Annotated in this window: 26 protein-coding genes; 13 read left to right on the top strand and 13 right to left on the bottom strand. The window is 64.6% G+C overall.

Annotation, left to right across the window (positions count from 1 at the left end; all coding sequences use genetic code 11):
- Positions 1-174: 174 nt before the first annotated feature.
- From oscA to CF161_RS12695, 5 genes are all read left to right on the top strand, one after another.
- Positions 175-357, top strand: a complete 183-nt coding sequence (oscA, locus tag CF161_RS12715; RefSeq protein WP_007941032.1) for a sulfur starvation response protein OscA — start codon at positions 175-177, stop codon at positions 355-357.
- Positions 358-514: 157 nt separating this feature from the next.
- Complete coding sequence (locus tag CF161_RS12710) at positions 515-1,525, top strand: sulfate ABC transporter substrate-binding protein (RefSeq protein WP_020296984.1); 1,011 nt, start codon at positions 515-517, stop codon at positions 1,523-1,525.
- A gap of 107 nt (positions 1,526-1,632) precedes the next feature.
- Positions 1,633-2,451 carry a sulfate ABC transporter permease subunit CysT gene (cysT, locus tag CF161_RS12705; protein WP_020296983.1) on the top strand — a complete coding sequence of 273 codons (819 nt, stop codon included), beginning with the start codon at positions 1,633-1,635 and terminating at the stop codon, positions 2,449-2,451.
- A 13-nt stretch (positions 2,452-2,464) separates the two neighbouring features.
- On the top strand, positions 2,465-3,337 hold the full coding sequence (gene cysW, locus CF161_RS12700; protein WP_020296982.1) for a sulfate ABC transporter permease subunit CysW: 873 nt from the start codon (positions 2,465-2,467) through the stop codon (positions 3,335-3,337).
- Between the two features lie 3 nt (positions 3,338-3,340).
- Positions 3,341-4,330, top strand: coding sequence for a sulfate/molybdate ABC transporter ATP-binding protein (locus CF161_RS12695; RefSeq protein WP_020296981.1), 990 nt, complete (start codon positions 3,341-3,343; stop codon positions 4,328-4,330).
- A 63-nt stretch (positions 4,331-4,393) separates the two neighbouring features.
- Here the strand turns inward: CF161_RS12695 and CF161_RS12690 are convergent, their stop codons facing one another.
- On the bottom strand, positions 4,394-4,924 hold the full coding sequence (locus tag CF161_RS12690) for a DUF962 domain-containing protein (RefSeq protein ID WP_020296980.1): 531 nt from the start codon (positions 4,922-4,924) through the stop codon (positions 4,394-4,396).
- A gap of 99 nt (positions 4,925-5,023) precedes the next feature.
- On the opposite strand from CF161_RS12690, the gene CF161_RS12685 reads away from it, so the two are divergent.
- Positions 5,024-5,710, top strand: coding sequence for a Crp/Fnr family transcriptional regulator (locus CF161_RS12685; RefSeq protein WP_020296979.1), 687 nt, complete (start codon positions 5,024-5,026; stop codon positions 5,708-5,710).
- A 3-nt stretch (positions 5,711-5,713) separates the two neighbouring features.
- On the opposite strand, the gene uraH is transcribed toward CF161_RS12685, so the two are convergent.
- Positions 5,714-6,124, bottom strand: a complete 411-nt coding sequence (gene uraH / locus CF161_RS12680) for a hydroxyisourate hydrolase (protein ID WP_043229306.1) — start codon at positions 6,122-6,124, stop codon at positions 5,714-5,716.
- Positions 6,125-6,191: 67 nt separating this feature from the next.
- Positions 6,192-6,668, bottom strand: coding sequence for a heme-binding protein (locus CF161_RS12675; RefSeq protein ID WP_020296977.1), 477 nt, complete (start codon positions 6,666-6,668; stop codon positions 6,192-6,194).
- 136 nt (positions 6,669-6,804) lie between these two features.
- Between CF161_RS12675 and CF161_RS12670 the strand changes: the two genes are divergently transcribed.
- The 3 genes from CF161_RS12670 to CF161_RS33395 are packed head-to-tail and all read left to right on the top strand — an operon-like array spanning position 6,805 to position 8,997.
- Positions 6,805-7,485 (top strand): heavy metal response regulator transcription factor, encoded by a 681-nt coding sequence (locus CF161_RS12670; protein ID WP_020296976.1) that lies wholly within the window; start codon positions 6,805-6,807, stop codon positions 7,483-7,485.
- Positions 7,475-8,863 (top strand): heavy metal sensor histidine kinase, encoded by a 1,389-nt coding sequence (locus CF161_RS12665; protein ID WP_020296975.1) that lies wholly within the window; start codon positions 7,475-7,477, stop codon positions 8,861-8,863. Before CF161_RS12670 ends, CF161_RS12665 begins: the two co-directional genes overlap by 11 nt.
- A complete protein-coding gene (locus CF161_RS33395; protein ID WP_020296974.1) occupies positions 8,863-8,997 on the top strand; it encodes a hypothetical protein in 135 nt (44 codons plus the stop codon). The genes CF161_RS12665 and CF161_RS33395 overlap by 1 nt, the downstream gene beginning before the upstream one ends.
- 39 nt (positions 8,998-9,036) lie before the next feature.
- On the opposite strand, the gene CF161_RS12660 is transcribed toward CF161_RS33395, so the two are convergent.
- From CF161_RS12660 to CF161_RS12650, 3 genes are all read right to left on the bottom strand, one after another.
- Positions 9,037-10,041, bottom strand: coding sequence for an AraC family transcriptional regulator (locus CF161_RS12660; RefSeq protein ID WP_020296973.1), 1,005 nt, complete (start codon positions 10,039-10,041; stop codon positions 9,037-9,039).
- Positions 10,042-10,253: 212 nt separating this feature from the next.
- Complete coding sequence (locus CF161_RS12655) at positions 10,254-11,069, bottom strand: ABC transporter ATP-binding protein (RefSeq protein ID WP_020296971.1); 816 nt, start codon at positions 11,067-11,069, stop codon at positions 10,254-10,256.
- Positions 11,066-12,664, bottom strand: coding sequence for an ABC transporter permease (locus CF161_RS12650; RefSeq protein WP_020296970.1), 1,599 nt, complete (start codon positions 12,662-12,664; stop codon positions 11,066-11,068). Before CF161_RS12650 ends, CF161_RS12655 begins: the two co-directional genes overlap by 4 nt.
- Before the next feature lie 293 nt (positions 12,665-12,957).
- On the opposite strand from CF161_RS12650, the gene CF161_RS12645 reads away from it, so the two are divergent.
- Positions 12,958-13,980, top strand: coding sequence for an ABC transporter substrate-binding protein (locus CF161_RS12645; protein WP_020296969.1), 1,023 nt, complete (start codon positions 12,958-12,960; stop codon positions 13,978-13,980).
- Positions 13,981-14,091: 111 nt separating this feature from the next.
- Here the strand turns inward: CF161_RS12645 and CF161_RS12640 are convergent, their stop codons facing one another.
- On the bottom strand, positions 14,092-15,012 hold the full coding sequence (locus CF161_RS12640; protein ID WP_020296968.1) for a LysR family transcriptional regulator: 921 nt from the start codon (positions 15,010-15,012) through the stop codon (positions 14,092-14,094).
- 184 nt (positions 15,013-15,196) lie between these two features.
- On the opposite strand from CF161_RS12640, the gene CF161_RS12635 reads away from it, so the two are divergent.
- Positions 15,197-16,102, top strand: a complete 906-nt coding sequence (locus CF161_RS12635) for a TauD/TfdA family dioxygenase (RefSeq protein ID WP_020296967.1) — start codon at positions 15,197-15,199, stop codon at positions 16,100-16,102.
- 257 nt (positions 16,103-16,359) lie between these two features.
- Here the strand turns inward: CF161_RS12635 and CF161_RS12630 are convergent, their stop codons facing one another.
- Together CF161_RS12630 and CF161_RS12625 are read right to left on the bottom strand one after the other, a co-directional pair.
- Entirely contained in the window at positions 16,360-17,976 is a 1,617-nt protein-coding gene (locus CF161_RS12630; RefSeq protein ID WP_020296966.1) for an alkaline phosphatase family protein, read from the bottom strand.
- A 129-nt stretch (positions 17,977-18,105) separates the two neighbouring features.
- Positions 18,106-19,050 carry a LysR family transcriptional regulator gene (locus CF161_RS12625; protein ID WP_020296965.1) on the bottom strand — a complete coding sequence of 315 codons (945 nt, stop codon included), beginning with the start codon at positions 19,048-19,050 and terminating at the stop codon, positions 18,106-18,108.
- 154 nt (positions 19,051-19,204) lie between these two features.
- Between CF161_RS12625 and CF161_RS12620 the strand changes: the two genes are divergently transcribed.
- Together CF161_RS12620 and CF161_RS12615 are read left to right on the top strand one after the other, a co-directional pair.
- The gene (locus tag CF161_RS12620; RefSeq protein WP_020296964.1) at positions 19,205-21,589 is read left to right on the top strand and encodes a TonB-dependent receptor; all 2,385 of its coding nucleotides are present in this window, start codon (positions 19,205-19,207) and stop codon (positions 21,587-21,589) included.
- Positions 21,590-21,655: 66 nt separating this feature from the next.
- Positions 21,656-22,963 carry an aryl-sulfate sulfotransferase gene (locus CF161_RS12615; protein ID WP_020296963.1) on the top strand — a complete coding sequence of 436 codons (1,308 nt, stop codon included), beginning with the start codon at positions 21,656-21,658 and terminating at the stop codon, positions 22,961-22,963.
- 58 nt (positions 22,964-23,021) lie between these two features.
- Here the strand turns inward: CF161_RS12615 and CF161_RS12610 are convergent, their stop codons facing one another.
- From CF161_RS12610 to CF161_RS12595, 4 genes are all read right to left on the bottom strand, one after another.
- The gene (locus CF161_RS12610) at positions 23,022-23,411 is read right to left on the bottom strand and encodes an Imm50 family immunity protein (protein WP_020296962.1); all 390 of its coding nucleotides are present in this window, start codon (positions 23,409-23,411) and stop codon (positions 23,022-23,024) included.
- A gap of 45 nt (positions 23,412-23,456) precedes the next feature.
- On the bottom strand, positions 23,457-24,155 hold the full coding sequence (locus CF161_RS31805) for a hypothetical protein (RefSeq protein WP_020296961.1): 699 nt from the start codon (positions 24,153-24,155) through the stop codon (positions 23,457-23,459).
- 39 nt (positions 24,156-24,194) lie between these two features.
- Positions 24,195-24,611: an SMI1/KNR4 family protein gene (locus tag CF161_RS12600; RefSeq protein ID WP_256206363.1), complete on the bottom strand. Its 417-nt coding sequence runs from the start codon at positions 24,609-24,611 to the stop codon at positions 24,195-24,197.
- Positions 24,612-24,735: 124 nt separating this feature from the next.
- On the bottom strand, positions 24,736-25,426 hold a 691-nt coding region (locus CF161_RS12595), incomplete at its 5' end, for an MFS transporter (RefSeq protein ID WP_020296959.1).

Here is a 25,426-nt window from a genome sequence, read left to right as displayed (position 1 = left end):
CAGCGCGGCGTTTGGCAGTGGTTGCGGTAAACCCGCGTCGGCACAGGTAATTTCTTTTCGTTATATAAACATTCTTAAATAGTATTTTTAAGAATATCCGCGCCTATCTACTATTGCCCTCACGCCACAAGCAGTGCCGCCACTGCGAGGCACATCCCATTCAGGAGCAGCACCATGAGCGCATCTCTACGTAGCGTTGACGGCCAGGACGAAGCAACCATCTTGCGCGAGATTCAGAGCGCCTTGCGCGATCTGCGCTTTGGTGCGGTGGAAATCACCGTGCATAACGCCCAGGTCGTGCAGATCGAACGCAAAGAAAAATTCCGCCTGCAAAACCCCGGCAACAAACCCAGCTGAACCCCGCGTCACCCTCTCTCCCGATAGAGAGGCCCGACTGGTCAACCGGAGGGCGTCAGCCATGACCCCCAGCAGAATCAAGAGCGTTCAGTCACGAATGCGGGCCTGAAGCGCCAATAAGAAAAGCCAACACACACAAAATTTCAGGAGCTTGATCATGTCGTCAATTCGCCGTTACGCGCTGGCCGCCCTCGCCAGTGCCATTTTTGCCGGTTCCGCAGTCGCCAAGGATTACGAGTTGTTGAACGTGTCTTACGACCCGACTCGTGAGCTGTATCAGGATTACAACGCCGAATTCGTCAGCTTCTGGAAGAAAGAGCACCCAGGCGACAACGTCAAGATCCAGCAATCCCACGGTGGCTCGGGCAAACAGGGCCGCGCCGTGATCGACGGCCTGCGTGCCGACGTGGTGACCCTGGCCCTGGCCGGCGACATCGATGAGATCGCCAAGCTCGGCAAGACCCTGCCGGCCGATTGGCAGAAACGCCTGCCGGACGCCAGCACCCCGTACACCTCGACCATCGTGTTCCTGGTGCGCAAGGGCAACCCAAAGGGCATCAAGGACTGGGGCGACCTGATCAAGAAAGACGTGTCGGTCATCACCCCCAACCCTAAAACCTCCGGCGGCGCTCGCTGGAACTTCCTCGCCGCCTGGGCCTACGGCCTGAAGGCCGGCGGCAGCGAAGCCAAGGCCCAGGAATACATCACCGAACTGTTCAAGCACGTGCCGGTTCTCGACACCGGTGCCCGTGGCTCGACCATTACCTTCGTCAACAACGGTCAGGGCGACGTGCTGCTGGCCTGGGAAAACGAAGCGTTCCTGGCCCTGAAGGAAGACGGCGGTGCCGACAAGTTCGACATCGTGGTGCCTTCGCTGTCCATCCTTGCCGAGCCGCCAGTGGCGGTGGTCGACAAGAATGCCGAGAAAAAGGGCAACACCGAAATCGCCGAGGCCTACCTCAAGCACCTGTACAGCCCGGCGGGCCAGGAAATCGCGGCGAAGAACTTCTACCGCCCGCGTGACGAGAAGGTTGCCGCCAAATATGGCCAGCAGTTCCCTAAACTCGACCTGGTGACTATCGACAAGGACTTCGGTGGCTGGAAAACTGCGCAACCGAAATTCTTTAATGACGGTGGCGTGTTCGACCAGATCTACCAGGCGCAGTAACCTTCAGCGGCGAGCCCTGGCTGTGCAGGATGTTCAGGGATCGCTCAATAGCTAGAGCAATGAGCCCGGATCCGTTTCCGGGCTTTGCGCGTAAACCAAGGACTTTTATGTCGCGTCGTATCTCCCCCGTCATACCCGGCTTCGGGCTGACGCTGGGCTACACCTTGGTGTACCTCAGCCTGATTGTGCTCATACCACTGGCGGCGATGTTCGTGCATGCCGCTCAACTCACCTGGGATCAGTTCTGGGCAATCATCTCGGCGCCCCGGGTGCTCGCGGCGTTGAAGCTGAGCTTCAGCACGGCGCTGTATGCCGCGATCATCAACGGCATTATCGGCACGCTGCTGGCCTGGGTACTGGTGCGCTACACCTTCCCCGGACGCAAGATCATCGACGCGATGATCGACCTGCCGTTCGCCCTGCCCACGGCCGTCGCCGGTATTGCCCTGACCGCGCTCTACGCGCCGACCGGCCTGGTTGGCCAGTTCGCCACTTACCTGGGCTTCAAGATCGCCTACACCCCGCTCGGCATTACCCTGGCGCTGACCTTCGTCACCCTGCCGTTCGTGGTGCGCACGGTGCAGCCGGTACTGGCCGACATCCCGCGGGAAGTCGAAGAAGCCGCCGCCTGCCTCGGTGCCAAGCCGCTGCAAGTGTTCCGCCATATCCTGGTGCCGGCGCTGCTGCCGGCCTGGCTCACCGGCTTTGCCCTGGCGTTTGCCCGGGGCGTCGGCGAATACGGCTCGGTGATCTTCATCGCCGGCAACATGCCGATGAAAACCGAGATCCTGCCGCTGCTGATCATGGTCAAGCTCGACCAGTACGATTACACCGGCGCCACTTCCATCGGCGTGCTGATGCTGGTGGTTTCCTTTGTCCTGCTGCTGCTGATCAACCTGCTGCAGCGGCGCATCGAACGACCATAAGGAGGCGCGAACCATGTCCCAATCGTCTATTTCCGCCGCTTCCTCGGCCAACGCCGCACGCCGTGGCAGCGCCTCTTCACGGCTGGTGCTGATCGGCCTCGGCTGGCTGATCTTCGCCCTGTTCCTGCTGCTGCCGCTGTTGATCGTGGTGTCCCAGGGCCTGAAGCTGGGCCTGGGGGCGTTTTTCACCGCGATCTTCGAGCCTGACGCCTTGTCCGCCCTGAAACTCACGTTGATCGCCGTGCTGATTTCGGTGCCGCTGAACCTGGTGTTCGGGGTCAGCGCCGCCTGGTGCGTGAGCAAGTACTCGTTCCGGGGCAAGAGCATCCTGGTGACCCTGATCGACCTGCCGTTCTCGGTATCGCCGGTGATCGCGGGCCTGGTCTACGTGCTGATGTTCGGCGCCCAGGGCCTGTTCGGGCCATGGCTGCAGGATCACGACATCCAGATCGTCTTCGCCTTGCCCGGCATCGTCCTGGCGACCATCTTCGTCACCGTGCCCTTTGTCGCCCGGGAACTGATCCCGCTGATGCAGGAGCAGGGCACCCAGGAAGAAGAGGCGGCGCGGCTGCTGGGCGCCAACGGTTGGCAGATGTTCTGGCACGTCACCGTGCCCAACATCAAGTGGGGCCTGATCTACGGCGTGGTGCTGTGTACCGCGCGGGCGATGGGCGAGTTTGGTGCGGTGTCGGTGGTGTCCGGGCACATTCGCGGGGTGACCAACACCCTGCCGTTGCACGTGGAGATCCTCTACAACGAATACAACCACGTCGCCGCGTTTGCCGTTGCGAGCCTGTTGCTGATCATGGCGCTCTTCATCCTGCTGCTTAAGCAGTGGAGCGAAAATCGTATTAACCGCCTGCGCGCCAGCGCCGCGGAGGAATGACACATGTCGATCGAAGTCCGTAATGTCAGCAAGAACTTCAACGCCTTCAAGGCCCTGAACAGCATCAACCTGGATATCCAGAGCGGTGAGCTGGTGGCCCTGCTGGGCCCGTCCGGCTGCGGCAAGACCACCCTGCTGCGGATCATCGCCGGCCTGGAAACCCCGGACGCCGGCAGCATCGTGTTCCACGGTGAAGACGTCTCGGGCCACGACGTGCGTGATCGCAACGTCGGTTTCGTGTTCCAGCACTACGCGTTGTTCCGCCACATGAGCGTGTTCGACAACGTTGCCTTCGGCCTGCGCATGAAGCCGAAAAACCAGCGCCCGAGCGAAAGCCAGATTGCAGAGAAGGTCCATGAACTGCTGAACATGGTGCAGCTCGACTGGCTCTCCGACCGTTACCCCGAGCAACTGTCCGGCGGCCAGCGCCAGCGGATCGCCCTGGCCCGCGCCCTGGCGGTGGAACCCAAGGTGCTGCTGCTGGACGAACCCTTCGGCGCCCTGGATGCCAAGGTGCGCAAGGAGCTGCGGCGCTGGCTGGCGCGGTTGCACGAAGACATCAACCTGACCTCGGTGTTCGTGACCCACGACCAGGAAGAGGCCATGGAAGTCGCCGACCGTATCGTGGTGATGAACAAGGGCGTGATCGAGCAGATCGGCTCGCCGGGCGAGGTCTACGAGAACCCGGCCAGCGATTTCGTCTACCACTTCCTCGGCGACTCCAACCGCCTGCACCTGGGGGAGGACAACCACGTGCTGTTCCGCCCGCACGAAGTCTCGCTGTCGCGCTCGGAGCTTGAGGATCACCACGCCGCTGAAGTGCGTGATATTCGTCCGCTGGGCGCGACCACCCGGGTCACGCTCAAGGTCGAAGGCCAGAGTGAACTGATCGAGGCCGAAGTGGTGAAGGACCACGACAGCCTGGTCGGCCTGGCCCGGGGCGAGACGCTGTTCTTCAAGCCCAAGGTCTGGCAGAAAGTCGCCAACGTCTGAACCCGCCAGCGCTACACCGGCCCAGGCAGCGATGTCGCTGCGGGGCCGGTGGGATGAGGCGCGTCAGGCGTGCCCGGAGCCACCGGCCGCCAGGCGGCGTACTGGGCCCGCCCGTTGTTCGATTTCGCGTTTGAGGGGCTGGCGCAGCCCCATCAGGAACGCCAGCTCAGCCACCACAAACAACGGCCCGACGATCAGCCCCGACAGGTCATCGACGAACGCCGGTTTGCGCCCCTCGTAGTAATGGCCGACGAACTGGATCACCCAGCCCAGCACGAACATCCCCAGGCCGCTGGCCAGCCAGACCAGGGTCTGTTGCGCCGCCAGGGCCTGCCCCAGCCACACCGACAGGCCCATCAGCAGACTCATCAGCAGGCCCAGGCGCAACTCCAAACGCAGGTAGAACCAGGCCGAAGCCAGCGCCAGCAGCACCGCCGGCGACAGGGTGATGCCGGCCACTGCCCATTGCGGCCGCGACAGCAGCACGGCGACCGCCACCACAATCAGCGGAATCCCGATAAAGTGGCTGGCGATGTTGCGCGGGTCGCGATGGTAGGCGGCGTATTGACTGAGATGGTCGACGAGGCTTTTCATTGTTGTTCCTCCTGAAGGTCGCCTGATCATGCCCGGCCCGTACGCCGGGCTCTGTCGGCTAGGCGACACTCCTCTGCGGTTTTGCCGGATAAGGTTTTCATGGATAAGCAGGCCTGGCGCGAACGCCTCCTGAGTGGCCAGTGGTTCAGCCATTTGCCCCTTGAGTTACAGAATAGTGTGCTCGACGCCGCGCGCCTGCGCCGTCTGGCACCGGGGCAGGCGCTGTTTCTGCGGGGTGATCCACCCTGTGGGCTGTATGCGGTGCTGGAAGGTTCGGTGCGCATCGGCGCGGTCAGCGAGCAGGGCAAGGAGGCGCTGCTGAGCCTGGTGGAAGCGCCGCACTGGTTTGGCGAAATCTGCCTGTTCGATGGCCAGCCCCGCACCCACGATGCCTATGGCCTGGGCCCGTGCAGCCTGTTGCAGGTGCCGCAGGCGGCGCTGCTGGCCTTGCTCGACCAGCAGCCGCAGTACTGGCGCCAGTTCGCCCTGCTGATGAGCCACAAGTTGCGCCTGGCCTTTATCAACCTCGAACAATTGAGCCTGCTGCCCGCCCCGGCCCGGGTCGCCCACCGGCTGTTGGCCATGGCCAGCGGCTACGGCGAAATCGAGCAGGCCCGGGCCGTGCTGCAACTGCCCCAGGAGCAGCTGGCGCTGATGCTTTCGCTGTCGCGGCAGACCACCAACCAGATCCTCAAGGATTTGCAGAGCCTGGGGATCCTGCGCCTGGGCTACGGCGAGATCGAGATTCTCGACCCCCAGGCCCTGCGCGCCCAGGCCGGGCTCTAGCGGCTACGAACCGCGGTAGGTGGAGAAGCCGTACGGGCTGAGCAGCAGGGGGATGTGATAGTGCTGATCGGTCTGCTTGACCTCGAAGATCACCGGAATCTCCGGGAAAAACGTCTCGCGCCGGGCCTGCTTGAAATACTCCCCGGTCTTGAACACCACCCGGTATTCACCGGCCGTCAGCGCCTGCCCGGCCGGAAACAACTCGGCGATGCGCCCCTGTTCGTTGGTGGTGCCTTCGGCCAGTGGCTTCCAGTCATGGCCCACCTGTTGCTCCAGGGTGACCTTGACCCCGGGCGACGGCAGGCCGTTCTCCAGGTTGAGCACATGCACGCTCAACGGATTGCCCGCCGCCAAGGCCAGGCCCGAAACACCGCAAAGCGCTGCTGCGACTAGTGCATTACGCAAACTATTCATTCAAAAACTCCTCATTGGATAAAAATCGATCAAACCGTAGCCGCAGCCTCGCGCTGCTCGGCAGCGGCTACAGGCTGCTCAATCCCACTTTCTGCGCTGCCTGGAGCGCGCAGCTTTCGTCCTGGGCTGCGCCACCGGCGCCGGCGATGCCCATTGCCCCCACCAACTCACTGCCTGCGAACAACGGGATACCGCCCCCGAGCAACAGCAGCTCAGGCAAGGTGTTGAGGTTGGCGGCCTCGGGGTTGTTGCGGGCGCGTTCGGCGAACAGCCGGGTCGGGGTCTTGGTCGACAGCGCGGTGTAGGCCTTGCGCTGGCTGGCGATGGTGTTGTGCGGGCCGACGCCATCGGCGCGCAGGGTCAGCAGCAGGTTGCCGCCACGGTCGAGCACCGAGACCACTGCGTTGCACTGCGCCAGGCTGGCGTCGGCCAATTGCCGCGCGGTACGCAGGTCGAGGTCGGCGTGCCGGGGCAGTTCCGGGGCGGCCACAGCCAGGCCGCAGAGGCCAAGGCCAAGGCTCAAGACAAGGGGTTTGCAGATCATGGGTAAGGCTCCGAAAGCGAAGGCCGTCACCTTAACCAGCGTCCTTCGTCAGAACCTCGTCAGTTGCATTACAAGTTTGTAATGGGCAAGCGCCATCAACGCGCCTAGCCTGTGCCCATCCATATTGAGGTGTGCCATGCGTTTGCTGGTTGTTGAAGATGAAGCCAAGACCGCCCACTTCCTGGCCAAAGGCCTGGGCGAGTCGGGATTTGCAGTGGATGTGGCGCTCAATGGCCTGGACGGGCGGCACTTTATCGAGCAGCAGGAATACGACCTGATCATCCTCGACGTGATGCTGCCAGGGCTCAACGGCTGGCAGTTGCTGCAACTGATCCGCCAGCGCGGCGCCACGCCGGTGCTGTTCCTGACCGCCAAGGACGCCATCGAAGACCGCGTGCGCGGCCTGGAACTGGGCGCCGACGATTACCTGCTCAAACCCTTCGCCTTTGCCGAACTCCTGGCCCGGGTTCGCACCCTGCTGCGCCGGGGGCCGATGCGCGAGGCCGAGTCCTACAGCATTGCCGACCTGGAGATCGACGTGCTGCGGCGCCGGGTCAGCCGAGGTGGCCAGCGCATCGCCCTGACCAACAAGGAATTCGCCCTGCTGCAATTGCTCGCCAGCCGTCAGGGCGAAGTGCTGTCGCGGACCCTGATCGCCTCCCAGGTGTGGAACCTGAACTTCGACAGCGACACCAACATGGTGGAAGTCGCCGTGCGTCGCTTGCGCTCCAAGGTCGACGACCCCTACATGCCCAAACTGATCCACACCGTGCGCGGCGTCGGTTACCAGCTGGATGCCCCGGACGATGCGCTCTAGGTCGATTGCCTGGCGCCTGGCGCTGGCGTTTGCCGCCGTCTGCGCCCTGGTGCTGAGTGTGATCGGGGTGTTCCTGTACCGCTCCCTGGCTTCTGAAATCGCCCTGCGCGACGACCAGGCCTTGCTGGGGCGCCTGGAGCAGGTCAGGGCTCTGCTGCAAGACAGCGACAGCCTGGACGCCCTGCAAGCCCGTCCCCGGCTGTACCAGAACATGCTCGGCAACCAGGACAGCCTGCTGCTGGTGGACGCGGCCGATGGCTCGCCGGTGATCCGCATCAACCCGCGCCAGCAGCACCTGCCGACCCTGGCGGCGATCCCTGCGCAACAGCGCCCGCAACGCAGCGACGTGCAGACCTGGCAAGCCACCGATGGCGCCGCCGTGGCTCTGCTTGCCGGTGCCGCCGTGGGCCCGCGCGGCGAAGCGCTGACCGTGGTTGCGGGCAAGGTCCTCAGCGAGCGCGAACAGATGCTCGCCAGTTACCGCCTGCGCCTGTACCTGGCGGTGGGGTTGGGTGCCGCGCTGGCCTTCGCCCTGGGCCTGTTGCTGCTGCGCCGTGGCCTGCTGCCGCTGCGTCAGTTGAGCGAGTCGGTGCGCGGCATCGATTTGCGCAGCCTGGACAAACGCCTCGAAACCCGCGGTATCCCCGCCGAATTCCACGAACCGGTGCAGGCCCTGAATGCCATGCTGGCGCGCCTCGAAGAAAGCTTTCAGCGCCTGTCGCAATTCTCCGCCGACCTGGCCCACGAAATCCGCACCCCGTTGCACAACCTCCTGGGCAGCAACGGCCTGGCGCTCAACCAGCCGCGCAGCACGGCGGAGTACCAGGAGGTCCTGGCGTCGAACATGGAAGAGTTCGAGCGCCTGACGCGCATGGCGGAAAACCTGATGTTCCTGGCCCGCGCCGAGCAGGCCGAACGCGCCCTGCAGCTGCGCCAGCTGGAGCTGGCGAGCGTGGGTGAGGAGCTGTGCGACTACTTCGAAGCCCTGGCCGACGACCGCGAGATCCGCCTGGAAAACGCCCTGTGCGGCCAGTTGCTGGCCGATCAGCAACTGCTGCAGCGGGCCCTGGGCAACCTGCTGGCCAACGCCGTGCGCCATGCCGACCCCGGCTCGCCCATCAGCCTGCGGCGGGTGGATACGCCGGGCCTGTGCTGGCTGCAAGTGCACAACCAGGGCCCGCCCATTGCCCCCCAGCACCTGGGCAAAGTCTTCGACCGCTTCTACCGCGTCGACCCCTCACGGGCCGAACCCGGCGACTCCGGCGGCCTGGGCCTGGCCATCGTGCGCTCGATCATGCTGCTGCACGGCGGGCAGGTGCGGGTCAGCAGCGATGAGGGTGGGACGTTGTTCGAGTTGGGCTTCAAACGGGCGCAATAGTGGCCCACGGCGTCGAGCTGACCAAGGTCGAGCTGCAGGCCTACCTGCTCGCCAATCCAGGCTTTCAGCCCATGGGTGAGGCGATGCTGGCGGCCTGGTCTGCCGGCGTAGCGCGCAGCCTGAACCCGAGCTGATCCGGCAGCGGCCGCTTTGAACCGTCAGGCCGGGGGCGGTCAGCGCACTCCATCACGAAATTGCCCCGGGGTCAGCCCGGTCCAGCGTTTGAAGGCGCGGCTGAAGCTGCTGGCGTCGGTGAAGCCGAGCAGGTAGCTGATCTCGCTCAGGGAGCATTGCGGGTCGCGCAGGTGGAGCAGGGCGAGGTTTTCCCGGCATTCGTTGAGCAGGGTGTCGAAGCGGCAGCCTTCGTCCGCCAGGTGCCGTTGCAGGCTGCGCGGGCTCAGGTGCAAGGCCTGGGCGACGCGCTCGGCGCAGGGTTCGCCTTCGGGCAATTGGGCCTCGATGGCCCCGAGCACCTTGCGTTCCCAGGTCAGGGGTTGCAGTTGCGCCAGGGTGGGTTTGGGCGTGGCCTGGGTGGGGGCGGCCCGTTCCGGTTGGGTGTCGTCGAGGTGGCGCTCGAAATCGTGCAGGCCGAACTCCAGGCAGTCATCTGCGGCGTCGAACACCAGGTCGCAGCGAAACACCTTGTGCCACGGTCCGCAGTCGACGGGCGCCGGACGCCGCAGGTGCACGGCCAAGGGCGCATAGTCGCGGCCCAGGCGGTTGCGGCAGGTGCGCACGTAGATCGCGGCAAAGGCGTCGATCGCCTCCACCGCCGGTTGCGGGCTGCCGGGCGGAACCTTGAGCACAAAGCGATAGCGGTCGGCGTTGCGCGTCAGCTCCAGTACCAGGGCGTCGCTGACCATCTGGTGATAGCGCACGATGCGTTCGAATACCTCGCGCAGGTTGCCGCTGGCCACCAACGCATAACCAAGGGCGTGGAAGGTGGTCGGGCTGACAAACCGCGACACCCGCAGGCCGATGGCCGGATCGCCGCTGGCCGTGACCGCCAGCCCCCACAAACGGGTGGTGGCCGACAGCGGGTAGCGGGCGTTGGGGTCGTCCATCCATTGCGGGTCGAGCCCCGCCTCGCGGCACAAAGCGTTGCCGTCGAGGCCCAGGGCATCGAGTTGTCTGCGCAAGGCGCGGGTCCAGCTGGCAAGGGAGGTGGGTTCACTCATGCTGACGGCGCGTCCGGTCGACTGGTTGGCGTTCGCGGCGAAAGCCCGGGCAATGGCCCAGGGCAGGAAGCGGGCCGGGATAACCAGAGAATGGAATCAGGCACGCTCTTTGTGCAAGCCCCAGCCGACTGAATACCCGTAGCCGCTGCCAAGCCCACGCACTGTGCAGCCAGCCCTGGCAGCCGGGGTGAAGGCCTGCCGCAGGCCGTTACTCAGTAGGCAATCGATGCCAGGGGCAGGTCGCGGATCTGTATCGGCGTCGGCGCCTGGTAGTGGTCGTCGCTGGTCAGCTCGTGCAGCAGCTCTTCGCGCAGTTGGTGGAAGTCGAAACTGCTGCGCTGGCGCGGGTGGGGCAGGGCGATCTGCACCACGCGCTTGATGCGCCCCGGGCGCGGTTCCATGACCACCACGCGGTCGGCGAGGAAGATCGCCTCTTCCACATCGTGGGTGACCAGAACGGTGGTGATTTTCGCCCGCTCGCGGATTGCCAGCAGTTCGTCCTGCATCTGCTGGCGGGTCAGGGCATCGAGGGCCCCGAAGGGTTCATCCAGCAGCAGAATGCGCGGGCTGGCCACCAACCCCCGGGCGATGGCCACCCGTTGCGCCATGCCCCCCGACAACTGGTGGGGAAAGGCCTGGGTGAAGTCGCGCAGGCCCACCAGTTCGATGAAATCGGCGATGCGTTTTTTGCGCTGGGCCTCGCTCAGCGGCTCGTTGACCAGGCCCAGGCCGATGTTGTCCTCGACGTTGAGCCAGGGAAACAGGCGGTGCTCCTGGAACACGATGCCGCGCTCGCTGCCAATGCCGCGGATGGCGTGGCCATCGACCCGGATCTCGCCGCGAAACTCGGTGTCCAGGCCGATCAGCAAGCGCAACAGGGTGGATTTGCCACAGCCGCTGGAGCCGACGATGGCGACGAATTCGCCTTCGGCGATTTCCAGGTTGAAGTCGCGAATCGCCTCGAACTCGCCGCCGGCGACCTCGAAGGACTTGCCCACATGGTTGAAGCTGACAAGGGGTGCGTTCATGCGTGTCTCCAGCGGGTGGCGCGAATTTCGATCTGTTGGCCAATGAGGTTGAGCAGGGCGCCGGTCAGGCCCACCAGCAGCATGCCGGCCATGATCAGGTCCATGCGCAGCAGCTGTTGCGCGCCGATCATCTGGCTGCCGATGCCGCCGTTGGAGGGCATGAAGTATTCGGCGCCGATGGTGCCGAGCCAGGCGTAGATCAGGCTCAGGCGCAGGCCGGCGAAAATCCCCGGCGCGGCCCCCGGCAAGACCAGCCGCCGCAGACGCTGCCAGAGGCTTAGGCGCAGCACCTGGGCGGCTTCGGCCAGTTGCGGTGACAGGTTGGCGACGCTGCGCTGGGTGGCGATAAACAGCGGGAAGAACGCGGCGAGGGCGACAAACACCCACTTGGCCAATTCACCGAGGCCGAACCAGGCGGTCAGCAGCGGCACCCAGGCAAAGATCGCGATCTGACGGATAGCCGCCAGGGTCGGGCCGAGGATGCGTTCGCTGATCCGCGACAGCCCCAGGAGCAAGCCCAGGGCGAACCCCAGGCCGCCGCCCAGGGCCAGGCCGCCAACGGTGCGTCCCAGGCTCAGGCCCATGCCGCCGAGCAGGGTGCCATCGAGCAGCCCGCTGAGGGTGGTTTGCAGCACCGCCAGCGGGCTGACCAGGATTGCCGGGTCGACCCACTGGCGCCAGCACGCGGTTTGCCAGGCAGCGAACAGGGCCAGCGGCAACAGCCAGGGTTGCAGCCGTTGCCAGCCCTGATAGCGCGGGCCACGGCGGATTTCAGCGGTGGCCGGGTGTGGCCAGTACAGGAGTTTACGGTCCAGGGCGCCGATGCCGCGATCCATGGCCACGCCGATCAGGCCGATCACCAGGATGCAGACGAAGACGATGTCGAGCATGAACAACTGCCGCGCCCAGACCATCAGGTAGCCGATGCCTTCACTGGACGCCAGCAGTTCCACCGCCAGCAGCGAGGTCCAGCCGGCGGCCAGGGCCAGGCGCACCCCGGCCATGAAGGCCGGCAGCGCTGCGGGCAGCACCAGGCGGCGAATCAGCAGGTGCGGCGGCAGGCGCAGGACGGCGGCGGCTTCGCGCAATTTGGGCTGGGCGTCGCGCACCCCGACCAGGGTGTGCAGGGTGACGGGGACCACGATGGCTTTGACCAGCACCACCAGCTTGAGCACTTCGCCGATGCCGAAAAACACCATGAACAGGGGAATCCAGGCCAGGGTCGGGATCTGGGATAAGGCGCTGAACGTGGGGAACACCAGGCGTTCCAGACGCGGGCTGAAACCCAGCGCACCCCCCAGGATCGCGCCCGCGCCGATACCGGCCAGCAGGCCCCAGCACAATCGCTGCAGGCTGATCGCCAGGTGGCTCCAGAGCTCGCCGCCGGCCAGCTCCATGGCGCTGCTCCAGACCAGGGACGGAGCAGGCAGGATCTGTTCGCTCATCCACTGGTTGCGGCTGGCCAGCCACCACAGCAGAAACAGGCCCAGTGGCACGATCCAGGGCAACAGGCGCTGGCTGAGGGTGGGCCAGATCTTGCGCGCGCTGGCGCCGGGTGCCGCGAGCGGCAGGCTGAGAAGGGAAACACGGGCCATGGATGACCTCCGTTGTCGGGTTCTGCACGGGCCGAATATTCTTTTGTGATCTATTAAAAAACTTATCAATGCTATTGGGAGATAAGAGGAGCCATTTAAGGCTTCTCGCTGTTCAGCATCCAATGCATTTGAGGAATATTTTCGATGCTGTTCATGCATAAGCCGCGCAGACCGGCGTTCTAAACGGCTTATTCGATTTTGTTATTAAAATGTGAATTTATAGTATTTAAGCGTTGATCCCCTCAGGGCCTACCTTCTGCTCCTCAATGCCCGTGCAACCAGGAGCCGCACCCATGAACCTTCCCTTTAAACGCGTTATCAGTCTGTTCGCCGCGCCGGCCCTGGCAGGGCTCCTGGGGTGCCTGCCGCTGATGGCCCAGGCCGCCGAGGTCACCGAGATCCGCATCGCCGTGCCCGACCTCAGCGCTGGCACCCAGCACAGCGGCGGCGGGGTGGTGGACGTGTTGCGCGAGCAGCAGATCTACGAAAAAGCCTTCGCTGACCAGGGCATCAAGATCCAGTGGAATTTCTTCAAGGGCGCCGGTCCGGTGATCAACGAAGCGTTCGCCAACGGCCAGGTGGATTTCGCCTACCTGGGTGACTTGGCGGCGATCATCGGCCGCTCCAACGGCCTCGACACCCGGCTGCTCAGCGCCTCGGCGCGTGGGGTCAAACACTACCTGGGGGTGCAGCCGGGCTCCGGGATCAAGACCCTGCAAGACCTCAAGGGCAAGCGCGTGGCGGTGTTTCGCGGCACGGCTACCCAGCTTTCGTTCGACGCCGCCCTGGCCAGCCAGGGCCTGAGCGAGAAGGACCTGAAAGTGATCAACCTCGACTTCAGCGCTGCCGTGGCGGCCCTGGCGGCCAAGCAGATCGATGCCTCGTGGGGCAGCACCGGGCTCTCGGCCCTGCGCATCAAGGGGCTCGCCGAGTTGCCGCTGAACACCAAGGACCTGGGCGGCGCCGGCAGCGTGCAGAGCGTGCTGGTGGGGTCCGGCAAGTTTGTCGACGAACACCCGGAGGTGGTGGCCAAGCTGCTCAAGGCGCAACAGCAGGCCGTGCAGTGGCTGACCGACGACAACAACAAGCAAGCCTATATCCAGCTGGTATCGGGCCTGGCCAGCTACCCGCCGGTGATCCTGCAGGAAGACTTGCATGACCAGAAACTCAGCGAGCTCTTCCCCTCCCACCTGGATCCGGCGTTCCTCGCCAAATTGCAGGGCTCGGTGGACCTGGCGGCCAAGGAACGTTTGATCCGCAAGCCGTTCCAGGTCACCGAATGGGTCGCGCCGCAACTGACGGCTGCTGGCTTGTAATCGCTGGCTGCGCTGGCCCTTGAGTACGCCGTGATATTGCGCAGGTATGGGCGGTGCTGCTGAGGGCCAGCGCCGCCTCGCGCTGCTCGGCAGCGGCTACAGGGCTACAGGTCAGACGGCGATGCTGTGTTCCTGTTTGTCCACCGCCACCAGCACTTCGATCAGTTTGCGTGCCGCCGGTGACAGGCGGAATCCGGTGCGGCTGACGATGCCGCACCGGGCGTTCAGCACTTCGATGTTCTGCGGCAGGTTGCGCCAGTGCAGCAGCGCCAGGGAACCCTGCTCGATGTCCTCGATAAACGACTCCGCCGTGCCGATGCCGATGGCGTTGGACTGGCGGACGATTTTCACCAGTGCCGGAAAATGCTCGGTCTGGATGGTCGGCGAAAAATCCATGCGGCCGCTGAGGTTGGCCAGCAGTTTGCGAATCCCTGGCGGGATCAGCGTGGTCGCCAGCGGGTAGTCGAACATGTCGTTGGTCGACAGGCTTTCCTTGGCCAGCAGCGGGTGCCCCGGCCGGCAGAAAAACACTCCGCGCTTGGGCGTCAGGGCCTGGGTCTGGAAGTTCGGGTCGGCCTCGAAATGACGGATGTCGGCGATAAAGAATTCGATCTCTTCACGGCTCAGGCTGCGGCTGAGTTTTTCCCAGTTATCTACCTCCAGGCAGATCCGCACCTTGGGGTGCGCCGAGGTGAATTGAGCCAGCGCATCGGGCACCAGTTTCACCGCCGGTGCCGGGCCGCAACCGAAGCGCAATTCGCCGGCGTCGAGCTTGGTCATCTGGGTCACTTCACTGCTCAACAGCGCCGCGCCCTGGACCAGGCTCAGGGCGTGTTGCAGCACCACCTGGCCTTCGGGCGTGGGTCGCAGATCCTTGTTGCCACGGTCCACCAGCACGCAGCCGAACTCCTGCTCCAGCCCCTGGATACTGCGGCTGAACGCCGGTTGCGTGATGCCCATGGCGTCTGCCGCGCGGACAAAACTGCGGTGTTCGTTGAGGGCGATGAAGTAGCGCAGCTGGCGTAGATCCATATGCTTTTGCGGCATCCTAAAAATAGCTCGAAGGCATTTGCGACGAGTGAGGAATGAGGTTTTAAATGCAAGCTCTTATTCCGTCAACGAAGCATGTAGTTATCTATTAGATCTAAATTGAATATAGATAGAGCGTTGTTTCGCTGCGGCTCAAACCGTAAGCAGTCAGATGAGGGTGTACCCGATGAGCAATGCCGCATTAGCCGTTAAACCCGCTGTTCATGCGCTTGAGATTCACCCGGTGGCCGGTCGCATCGGCGCCGAGATCCGTGGCGTACAACTTTCCGGCAACCTTGATCCCGCCACCGTGGATGCCATCCAGCAGGCCCTGTTGCAGTACAAGGTGGTGTTCTTTCGCGGCCAGGGTCACCTCGACGACCAGAGCCAGGAGGCCTTCTCCCACCTGCTGGGCGAACCGGTGGCGCACCCGACGGTGCCGGTGCGCGATGGCACCCGTTACCTGCTGGAACTGGACGGCGCCGAGGGCCAGCGCGCCAACTCCTGGCACACCGACGTGACCTTCGTCGAGGCCTACCCCAAGGCGTCGATCCTGCGCTCGGTGATCGCTCCGGCTTTCGGTGGCGACACGGTGTGGGCCAACACCGCCACGGCCTACAACGAGCTCCCGGCGGAACTGCGCGAGCTGGCGGACAAGCTCTGGGCGGTGCACAGCAACGAATACGACTACGCCTCGGCCAAGCCGGATGTCTCGGCGGAGAAGCTGGAGCGCTACCGCAAGGTGTTCACCTCCACCGTCTACGAGACCGAACACCCGATCGTGCGCGTGCACCCGGAGAGCGGCGAGAAGAGCCTGGTACTGGGGCACTTCGTGAAGCGCATCAAGGGTTACTCCCAGGCCGATTCGGCGCACCTGTTCGGTCTGCTGCAAAGCCACGTGACCCGCCTGGAAAACACCGTGCGCTGGCGCTGGACCGCAGGCGACGTGGCGATCTGGGACAACCGCTCGACCCAGCACTACGCCGTGGACGACTACGGCACCCAGGACCGCATCGTGCGCCGCGTGACCCTCAAGGGCGACGTGCCGGTGGGCGTGCATGGACAGCGCAGCCAGACCACCAGAGGGGTGTGACAGGACTGCCCGGCAGCCGTCGGTCCTGTGGCGAGGGAGCTTGCTCCCGCTCGGTCGGCCGACGCCCCGGGGCGCAGCAGCCGCAACCCTGCTACCCGGTGCTGCCTGAAGGGATGCGGTGGCGGTTTTGGGGCCGCTTCGCGGCCCGGCGGGAGCAAGCTCCCTCGCCACAGGGGCCAGCCGCTGTGGTGAGGCTGCGCCGGCCATCAGGCTTCCTCTAGCGTCGTGCCTGGCCCGGGTTCGACCCCGCCCCCGAGTTACCACACACCGATCTGCACCAGTTTCTCCGTTTCCGGTTCGCCGTAGCGGAAGCGCTGGCCGCGCAGGTCGATTTCTTCGTGGCTGATGGTGGTGCGGCGTTTCAGGCCGCGCAGCCAGTCGAACAGGTAACCCAGGTGCTCTTCGCGCACCGCGGCGTAGGCCGGGTCGGCGCCGAGGTCGTGCAGCTCCTGCGGGTCGTTGTGCAGGTCGAACAGTTGCGGGCGGAAGCCGTCGTAGGCCAGGTATTTCCAGCGCTCGCTGCGCACCATGGTCATCCGGCAGCGGTCGATGGGCTGGGCCAGGCGTTCCCGTGCCGGGGCCTGGAAGGCGTAGTCATATTCGCTGATGGCGTAGCGTCGCCAATCCGTCGGGGTGCCGTGCAGCAGCGGGATCAGCGAGCGACCTTCAAGGCGGTGTTCGGCGCCGGGCAAGCCCAGGGCCTCGAGGAACGTTGGCAGCGCATCGATGGTTTCCACCAGGCGCTGATCCACGCTGCCCCGGGTGCTGTCCGCCGCGGCGCGCGGGTCTCGAACAATCAGCGGCACGCCGACCGCCGGCTCCAGCAGAAACTCCTTCTCCCCCAGATAGTGATCGCCGAGGAAGTCGCCATGGTCGCTGGTGAACACGATCAGCGTGTCATCCCAGCGGCCGTTGCTCTGCAGGAAGTCAAACAGCCGCCCGAGTTGATCATCCACTTGCTTGATCAGGCCCATGTAGGTCGGCACCACGTTCAGGCGCACCTCGTCGCGGGAGAAGTTGAGGCTCTCTTCATGCTGGCGAAACGCGGCGTACACCGGGTGGTCGCTGGCCTCGCCCGCTGCCGGGCGCACTGCCGGGATCACCTGCTCGGCGCCGTACAGCGCGTGGTAGGGCGCCGGGGCGATATAGGGCCAATGGGGCTTGATGTAGGACAGGTGCAGGCACCAGGGCTGTTCGCCCTGCTCGGCGATAAAGTCGATGGCGCGGTCGGTGGTGTAGACCGTCTCCGAGTGCTGCTCCGGGACCCGCGCCGGAAGGTGGGCGTTGCGCATTTTCCAGCCGCTGAGGATCTCGCCGTTCGCGCCTTCGGCCGCGTTGGCCCAGTCGTGCCAGGGGTTGCGGCCGTCATAGCCCTGCTCGCGCAGGTAGTGGGTGTAGGGCGCGGATTCGCGTTTGTCGTCGAACAGCGGGTCGTCGGGGAAGATCCCGTCATGCCGGAAATACGCCTCGAAACCGACCTCGTTCAAGGCATCGGCCTGGACGCTTTGCGGTTCGATGGCCAGGCGCTGCAAGGCCTCGATATTGGGCGTGGCGTGGGTCTTGCCCACCAGCGCGGTGCGGATGCCGTGGGGCCGCAGGTAGTCGCCGATGGTCAGCTCTTCCAGGGGCAGCGGCACCGCATTCCACGCCACCTGGTGGCTGCTGACGTAGCGCCCGGTGTAGGCCGACATCCGCGACGGACCGCAGATGGTGCCCTGGGTGTAGGCGCGGCTGAAACGCACCCCGGCGGCGGCCAGACGGTCGATGTTCGGTGTGTGCAAATGGGGGTGGCCGTAGCACGACAGGTAATCGCGACGCAGTTGGTCGCACATGATGTACAGCACGTTGCGCAAGGGCTGGGCAGGGTTGGACATGGGGGTCACCGAAGGGAAGACAGGCGTCGATTTTTCACCGTTGCGGGGGGCTTTCAGCAAGCGCATTTGCTGAATAGTTTTGATGCACGAACTGCATGCGCCAGTGCCGCATAGCGCCTGGCGGCGGGATCAGACCGCGACGTTGTCCAGGCTGTACACGTCCTCGTCCAGCTCATCGGTGCGCTTGATCTCCTCGATCATTGCCTCGGCCAGGGGCGACAGGCGATAACCGGCGCGGCTGACGATGCCGTAGCGGGTGTAGAGCTCTTCCAGGTCATCGGCCAGGCCGTCGATTTTCAAGCGCACCAGTTCGCCCTTGGCGTTGTGCAACGCGTCGCTGTAGGAGCCGACGATGCCGATCGCATCCGAACGCAGGACCACGCCGAGCAGGCTGTAGCTGTTTTCGCATTCGACATTGGGCGTGTAGTCCGGCCGGCCGCTGAGGTCGACGATGACCTTGCGCAGGTTCGGCGGGCGGATGGTCACCGCCAGCGGGTAGCTCATCAGTTCGGCGGCGCTGACGCTGTCCCGGCCCGCCAGGGGATGCCCGGCGCGGCAGCAGAAATGCCATTTGCGCGGGCGCAGGCGTTGGGTCAGGTAATCCGGATTGGCTTCGAAATGCCGGGTGTCGGCGACAAAAAATTCGAACTCGTCGCTGAGCAGGCGCTTGCTCAGGCTCTGCCAGTCATCGACCTGGAAATGCACCCGGGCCTTGGCGTAGCGCCCGATGAAACTGCCAATCGCCCGCGGTATCAGGCCGGACGCCGGCGCCGGGCCACAGCCGAAACGGATCTCGCCGGCCTCCAGGCCATTGAACTGTTCGATCTCATTGGCCAGTTGCTGCGCGCCGCTGACCAGGCGTCGCGCGTGTTCCAGCAGGACCTGGCCCTGCTTGGTCGGCGCCAGGTCCTTGCGCCCACGGTCCACCAGCTGGCAGCCGACGCTGTGTTCCAGGGCCTGGATGCTGCGGCTGAACGCCGATTGCGAGAGGTTCACCGCCGCCGCGGCCGCGACAAAGCTGCGCTGTTCGGCGAGGGCGATGAAGTGGCGGAGCTGGCGCAAGTCGATATGCATTTTTCACATAAAAAATATCGGGGAAATGCATTGGCTATGCATTAGGTCGACTCCTTATAAAGGCAATCTCTTATGCAGTAAATCTTTGTAAATACATAAATAAATAACTTAAAAGAATATGCAGGCCTGTATATTTTTTCACCAGGAGCCGCCCATGAGCCCGTCGTACCTCGCTTCACCCACTTCGCCCCGGCGGCTCAAGCGCTTGCCGCTGGCCCTGTTGCTGGCCGGCAGCGCCAGTTGGTCCCAAGGCTGGGCGGCCGAGACCCAGGCCCCCGCCGAGAGCCCGGTACAGGCGGTGGACAAGTCCGCCGGCGGCAAGGCCAAGGCCGGCAGCGGCCAGCTGGAAACCGTCACCGTGACCGCGCGCCGCCGTGAAGAAAGCTCGCAAAGCGTGCCCACGCCCATGAGCGTGATCGGGGGCCAGGCCCTGGAGAGCCAGCGGGTGTATCGCATCCAGGATCTGCAGCAGCTGGTGCCCAGCGTCAACGTCGCCTACATGCATGCGCGCCAGTCCAGCGTGTCGATCCGCGGCCTGGGCAACAACCCGGCCAGCGATGGCCTGGAAGGCAGCGTCGGGCTGTACATCGATAACGTCTACCTGGGGCGCCCGGGCATGGCGGTGTTCGACCTGATGGACATCGAGCAACTGGAAGTGCTGCGCGGCCCGCAAGGCACGCTGTTCGGCAAGAACACCACCGCCGGGGTGATCAACATCAGCACCCGCGCGCCGAGTTTCACCCCGGAGCGCAGCATCGAGACCTCCCTCGGCGAGGACGGTTACTTCCAGACCAAGGGCACGATTTCCGGGCCCCTGACGGATGAATTGGCAGGGCGTTTTTCCGCTTACCGCACCCGCAGCGACGGCGACATCAAGAACGAATACGACGGCCACGACTTGAACGGCGGATCGCGCCAGGGCTTTCGCGGGCAACTGCTGTACAAGCCCAGCGAGAGCTTCAACCTGCGCTGGATCGGCGACTACAACGAAGAGGATTCCAGCGCCGGCACCCGGGTCCTGTACAGCACCGGGCCGACCATCAACGGCACCAATATCTACGAGTCGCGGGCTGCGGCGGCGGGCGCGACCCTGGTCAACGGCTCGCACCGCAAGGTCAACCTGGACAACGACCAGCACGTCACGGTGTTCCAGGGCGGGACCTCGCTGGAAGCCAACTGGACCCTGCCCAGTGACTTCACCCTGACCTCGGTCAGCTCCTACCGCTGGTGGAATTTCACCCCGCGCAACGACGATGGGCTCAACGTTCCGGCCAGCTACAACGCCGGGGTTTCGGTGCAAGACAAACAGTGGTCCCAGGAATTCCGCCTGGCCTCGCCCAGCGGCGGGTTCTTCGACTACGTGCTCGGCGCCTACTACTTCGGGTCCGACCTGGATAACAAATCCTTCAGCTACTACGGCCCCCAGGCGGACATCTGGAACGGCACCGCCAACGGTGCGTTGAGCAACGTCACCAGCATCGGCAACGGGCATATCCAGACCGACAGTTTTGCGCTGTTCGCCCAGGGCACCTGGCACCTTACCGAGCGCCTGGACTTCACCGCTGGCCTGCGGGGCACCTATGAAGAAAAAAGCGCCTGGGTCAGCCGCAATGCGCCGCTCGGCGGTGCCGCCGTCACCGGGGCCGCTGCCACGGCCCGACGCGGGCGGGCCGGGGCCTACGACTCGGGCGACTTGAGCCAGTACAGCACCAGCCCCTCGGGGCTGCTCAACCTGAGCTACCGCTTCACCGATGATTTGCTGGGCTACGCCACCCTGTCCCACGGCGAGAAATCCGGCGGGGTCAACCTGGCGGTGGGCTCGGCGCCGACCGCCGGTGCCGACTCGCTGCTGATCGGCACCGAGCGCGCCAATAACGCCGAGCTGGGTTTCAAAAGCACGCTCTGGGAGCGTCGCCTGCAACTCAACGCCAACCTGTTCTGGACCCAGGTCAACGGCTACCAGACCAACGCCTACGACTATGGCAACCGCGTGCAATACCTGACCAACGCCGGTTCGGTGCGCTCGCGTGGGGTGGAAGTCGAAAGCACGCTGATCCCGGTGCGGGGCCTGACCCTCAACCTCAACGGCTCCTACAACGATGTGCGCTACCTGTCCTACAAGGATGCGCCGTGCCCGCCTGAGGTCAGCCTGCGCCCGGGCGCCCCGGCTTCATGCGACCTCAGCGGCCACCAGGTGGTCGGCGCCTCGAAATGGATCGGCAACGCCAACGGCGAATACAAATGGAACCTGGATAACGGCCTGGAAGAGTACGTCACCGCCAGTTACGCGTTCCGTTCCAAGGCGGTGGGCACTGTCGAGGATTCCGAATACGGGCAGATCCCCAGTTACGCGGTGATCAACCTTTCCACGGGCCTGCGCGGCAACTACGAGCAGGGCCAATGGGACGTTTCGCTGTGGCTGAAAAACGCCTTCGACAAGACCTACTACACCACCCTCTGGACCGGCGGCAACGGCGGTTACGAAGGCCTGCTGGGGACGCCGCGGACCTTGGGCGTGACCGGTCGCTACGACTTCTGATTGCCGACTTTCAGCTACGCCGCGCCGGGTGTTCCGGCGCCCATGAACTTGAACAGGAGTTCCACCATGTTGCGTGCCACCGTCGCTTTGCCGCTGTTGTTGATGTTCAGTGCCGGCGCCTTCGCCGCCCCCAGCGTCTACCCCACCGGCGTCACCCGCTACGACCCGGCCAAGGCCTATAACCAGTACGTGATTTTCAGCGGCGCCGACAAGCAGACGCACCTGATCGACATGAACGGCAACCCGGTCAAGACCTGGCCCCAGGCCGGTTTTCCCTCGGCGATCATCGACCCGCAACTGGTGGGTGGCGCGCGTGGCCGGGTACTGCTGCAACTGAGTGACAAGGCCCCGGGGCCGCTCGGCTCGGCCGGCAATGGCCTGGGTAACCAGAGCGTCGGTGAGCTGGACTGGGACGGCAAGGTGGTCTGGCAATGGGGCGACAAGGCGCCCGGCGGCGCGGCCCAGCAGCATCACGATCAACGGCGGTTGAGCAATGGCAACACCCTGGTGCTGGCGAACAAGGTGCACAAGGTGGCGGGGTTCAAGGTGCCCGAGGTGATCGACGATGTGATCTATGAAGTCAGCCCCGACGGCCAGGTCAAATGGCAGTGGCTGGCCTCCGAGCACCTCAAGGAATTTGGCTTCACGCCCGAGCAGTTGAAGCTGGTGCGGGCCAGCAAGGACCCGGACTACCTGCATATCAACAACCTCAGCGTGGTCGGGCCCAATCGCTGGTTCGATGCCGGGGATAAGCGCTTCGCCCCGGACAACCTGCTGCTGGATTCACGCAACGCCAATTTCATCGCCATCATCGACAAGCACAGCGGCAAGGTGGTGTGGCGCCTGGGGCCGAACCTGCCGCCTCTGAGCCCGAAAACCGCCGGCCAAGTGCCGCGTCCGGTGGACCAGTTTGTCGGCCAGCATGACGCCCATATCATCCCCGCCGGTTTGCCGGGAGCGGGCAACCTGCTGGTGTTCGACAACCAGGGCACGGCCGGTTACCCCTCGGTGCCCCTGGGGCTGATCTCCGGGTCCCGGGTGCTGGAGATCGATCCGCTGACCCAGCAGATCGTCTGGCAGTACAGCGCGGCCAGTTCCAGGCAGCCGGGCTGGGCGTTCTACAGCTCGTTCATCAGCAGCGCCCGGCGTTTGCCCAACGGCAATACCTTGATCGATGAGGGCATGAACGGTCGGTTCTTCCAGGTGACCCGCAGTGGGGAAAACGTCTGGGAATACGTCAGCCCGTACCAGGGCAAGGCCCCGGGCAGCGACGCCGTGAGCAACTGGGTGTACCGCGCATTGCCGGTCAGCTACGACTGGGTGCCCAAGGACACTCCGCGCTCTGAAACCGCGGTTATCGCCCCCACCTTGTAGCCGCTGCCGAAGGCTCGGGCCGCGTTCGGACGCTGTGCGTCATGGGCGCGGTGGTTTATCAGACGGCGCCGTCGTCGTGGTAGGCCTTGATGTTGATGACCTCCAGGCTTTGGGCGCGGCAGTTGAGTTTGCAGTGGGGGCCGATCTCCAGCTGGACGTGGTGATAGCTATCGTGGCGGGTCACGGTGATATTCAGCGCGCCGTAGAAGTTGAAGTCGATCATTTCAACGTCGCTGACGGCGCTTAACAACAGGTCGAAGCCGTAGGCGTTGTACTGCCTTTCGTGCCATTTGTTCGGGTAACCGTCGCCGATGATCTGGCCGATCACTTTGATCCAGACCCCGTTGTCCCTGAACATCACGTAGTCCACGCTCAGGTGGCGAAGGGTGTTGGGGTCGGTAAACACGGCTTGCCACTGAAGGTGGTTGGCCAGAAAAGCAGTCCACATGGATGAAGCCTCACAGCGGTTGAAGGGGGCAGCGCGCATCCGCACTCACCAGGGCCAGGGTTCTTCGCGATAGAACACCGGCGGCGTCAAGAACGGGCGCACCTGGTCGCGGCAGTGTTCGAGCGCACGCTCGTCCGGAAAGCGCAGCACCAGGCCGATGACCGGCTGATCCTGGAACGAAAGCACCAGCATGTGCTGCGTTTTATCGTGGATCACCAGGTTGAACCCACTCCAGGGTGAAACATGGCGTTTGACTTCGTTTTTCCAGCTCAGCAAGCGCAACGCCGCCATCGCGGCCATGGCCACCGGCCCGAGCAGGAACAGCAACGAGCCGGTGATCACGGCGACCGCGAAAAACAGCAACAGAACGACCAGTGCCGTGCCGCGAAACATCGGCGCCGCCCAGTCCGGGAAGTACAGGTACTGCTCGACCTCGGCGCCGTCGGTGGTCAGGCGGTAATTGAATACGGTCTTTTGCCGAACCATCATCAGCACCCCGAAAAACAGGCCGTACACGATGCAGTAAATCGCGATCAGGCTGTCCAGGTTCTCGCGAATGCTGCCCCACATGCTCCAGGTCACGCCCAGGCAGATGGCACTGGCGATAAGCATCAGCACGATGGGCCCCAGGACAATGTCTCCCCTGGGTTGTTTGATGGCCTTGATCGACCAGGCTGCCAGCTCGCGCCCGGTCAGTACCGGGGGCGCGGGATCAGGTGTGGCTTCGGTTTGCGGCAATACCATGGACAGTGCTCTTGCGGTGAAACGGGCGCAGGCCGTGGGCTATTCGCGCCACAACTGAACGAACCCGGGAAAATGCGCCGCCACCCAGTGGCTGCACCGGGCGTCGGTGTCGTATAGCGCGACCGCGACCGAAGGGCTGTTGAAGTCCAGGCAGATCAACCAGCCACCGGCATCGCGGGCGATGGGCAGGTAGCCGGCGGGGAGCCCGGGCACGTGTTGGGCGTACCAGAGAAGGGAGTAGGGGTGGGCTTCGGCGCTGAAGGCGAAGAACTCACTGATGCCGGTTTCGCCGAGGCCGTAGCTGAAGCAGCAGACCTCGGGCGAGGCCTCGTCGGCGTACCTGACCAGGTCCAGGTACAACGCCGGCAACAGCACGCCCAGCTGCTGTTGTACCTGGGCGATCACCGCGTCAGTGACAGTCGATCCGGGTTCGATCGCAAAACTATTCCAATCCATGGTCAGCACCGGCATCCGCTATTTGATAGGTCGACAATGCCCGTGCGCTGCCAGCGCGACGGATTGTCGGGCGCGGATTGTAGGCGGGGCGCGGGGACTTGGGAAAGCCTCGCGCTGGATCGGGTCAACGCACGGCGTGCAGGGTCGGTGTCGGCGCCTGCTGCGGCTCCCGGTAGCTCGCCGGGCTGAAGACCCGGGTCAGCAGCAACATGCCGAGCACGGTGGCGGTCAGCACCCACCAGGCACTGACGAAGCTGCCGGTCAGTTCCCGCAGCCAGCCGGTCATCCACGGCGACACGGCGTTGATCAGAAAGCCCACGCCCTGGACGAAGGCCGCCAGTTGCCCGGCGGCACGCGGGTCGCGGCGGTGGTCGAGGGTGAGGATCAGGCTCAGGGCAAAACACGCCCCCAGGCCGAAGCCGATCAGCGCCACCCACACCTGAGGCGCCTGCTGCGGCCACAGCACCAAGCCGATGTAGCCCACGGCCTGGGCGCTGAGGCTGATGCCCAGCAGCGGGCGCCGGTCGCTGCTGCGTTGGGCCAGGGCCGGCATCAGCAGCGCGGCGAGCACCTGGAAGAGGGTCATGAACGCCAGCAGCGAACCGCTTTGGGTGGCGCTCCAGCCTTGTTGCAGGTAGTAGGCCGGAAGCCAGGCCACCATGCTCATGTAGCCGCAGTTGACCAGGCCGAAATACAGCGCCAGCAGCCAGGCTCGGCGGTTGCCCCAGAGGCGGCTGGCGCTGGCCGCCAACTGCGGGTTGCGCGCGGCGCCCAGGGGCACGCACAACCACAGCAGCAACGCGGCCATGGCCGGC

Origin of the sequence: Pseudomonas sp. CF161, from assembly GCF_000416215.1 — a bacterium.
GTDB lineage: Bacteria > Pseudomonadota > Gammaproteobacteria > Pseudomonadales > Pseudomonadaceae > Aquipseudomonas.
The sequence above is the reverse complement of the archived record's forward strand: the minus strand, read 5'-3'. Positions and strand labels throughout refer to the sequence as shown.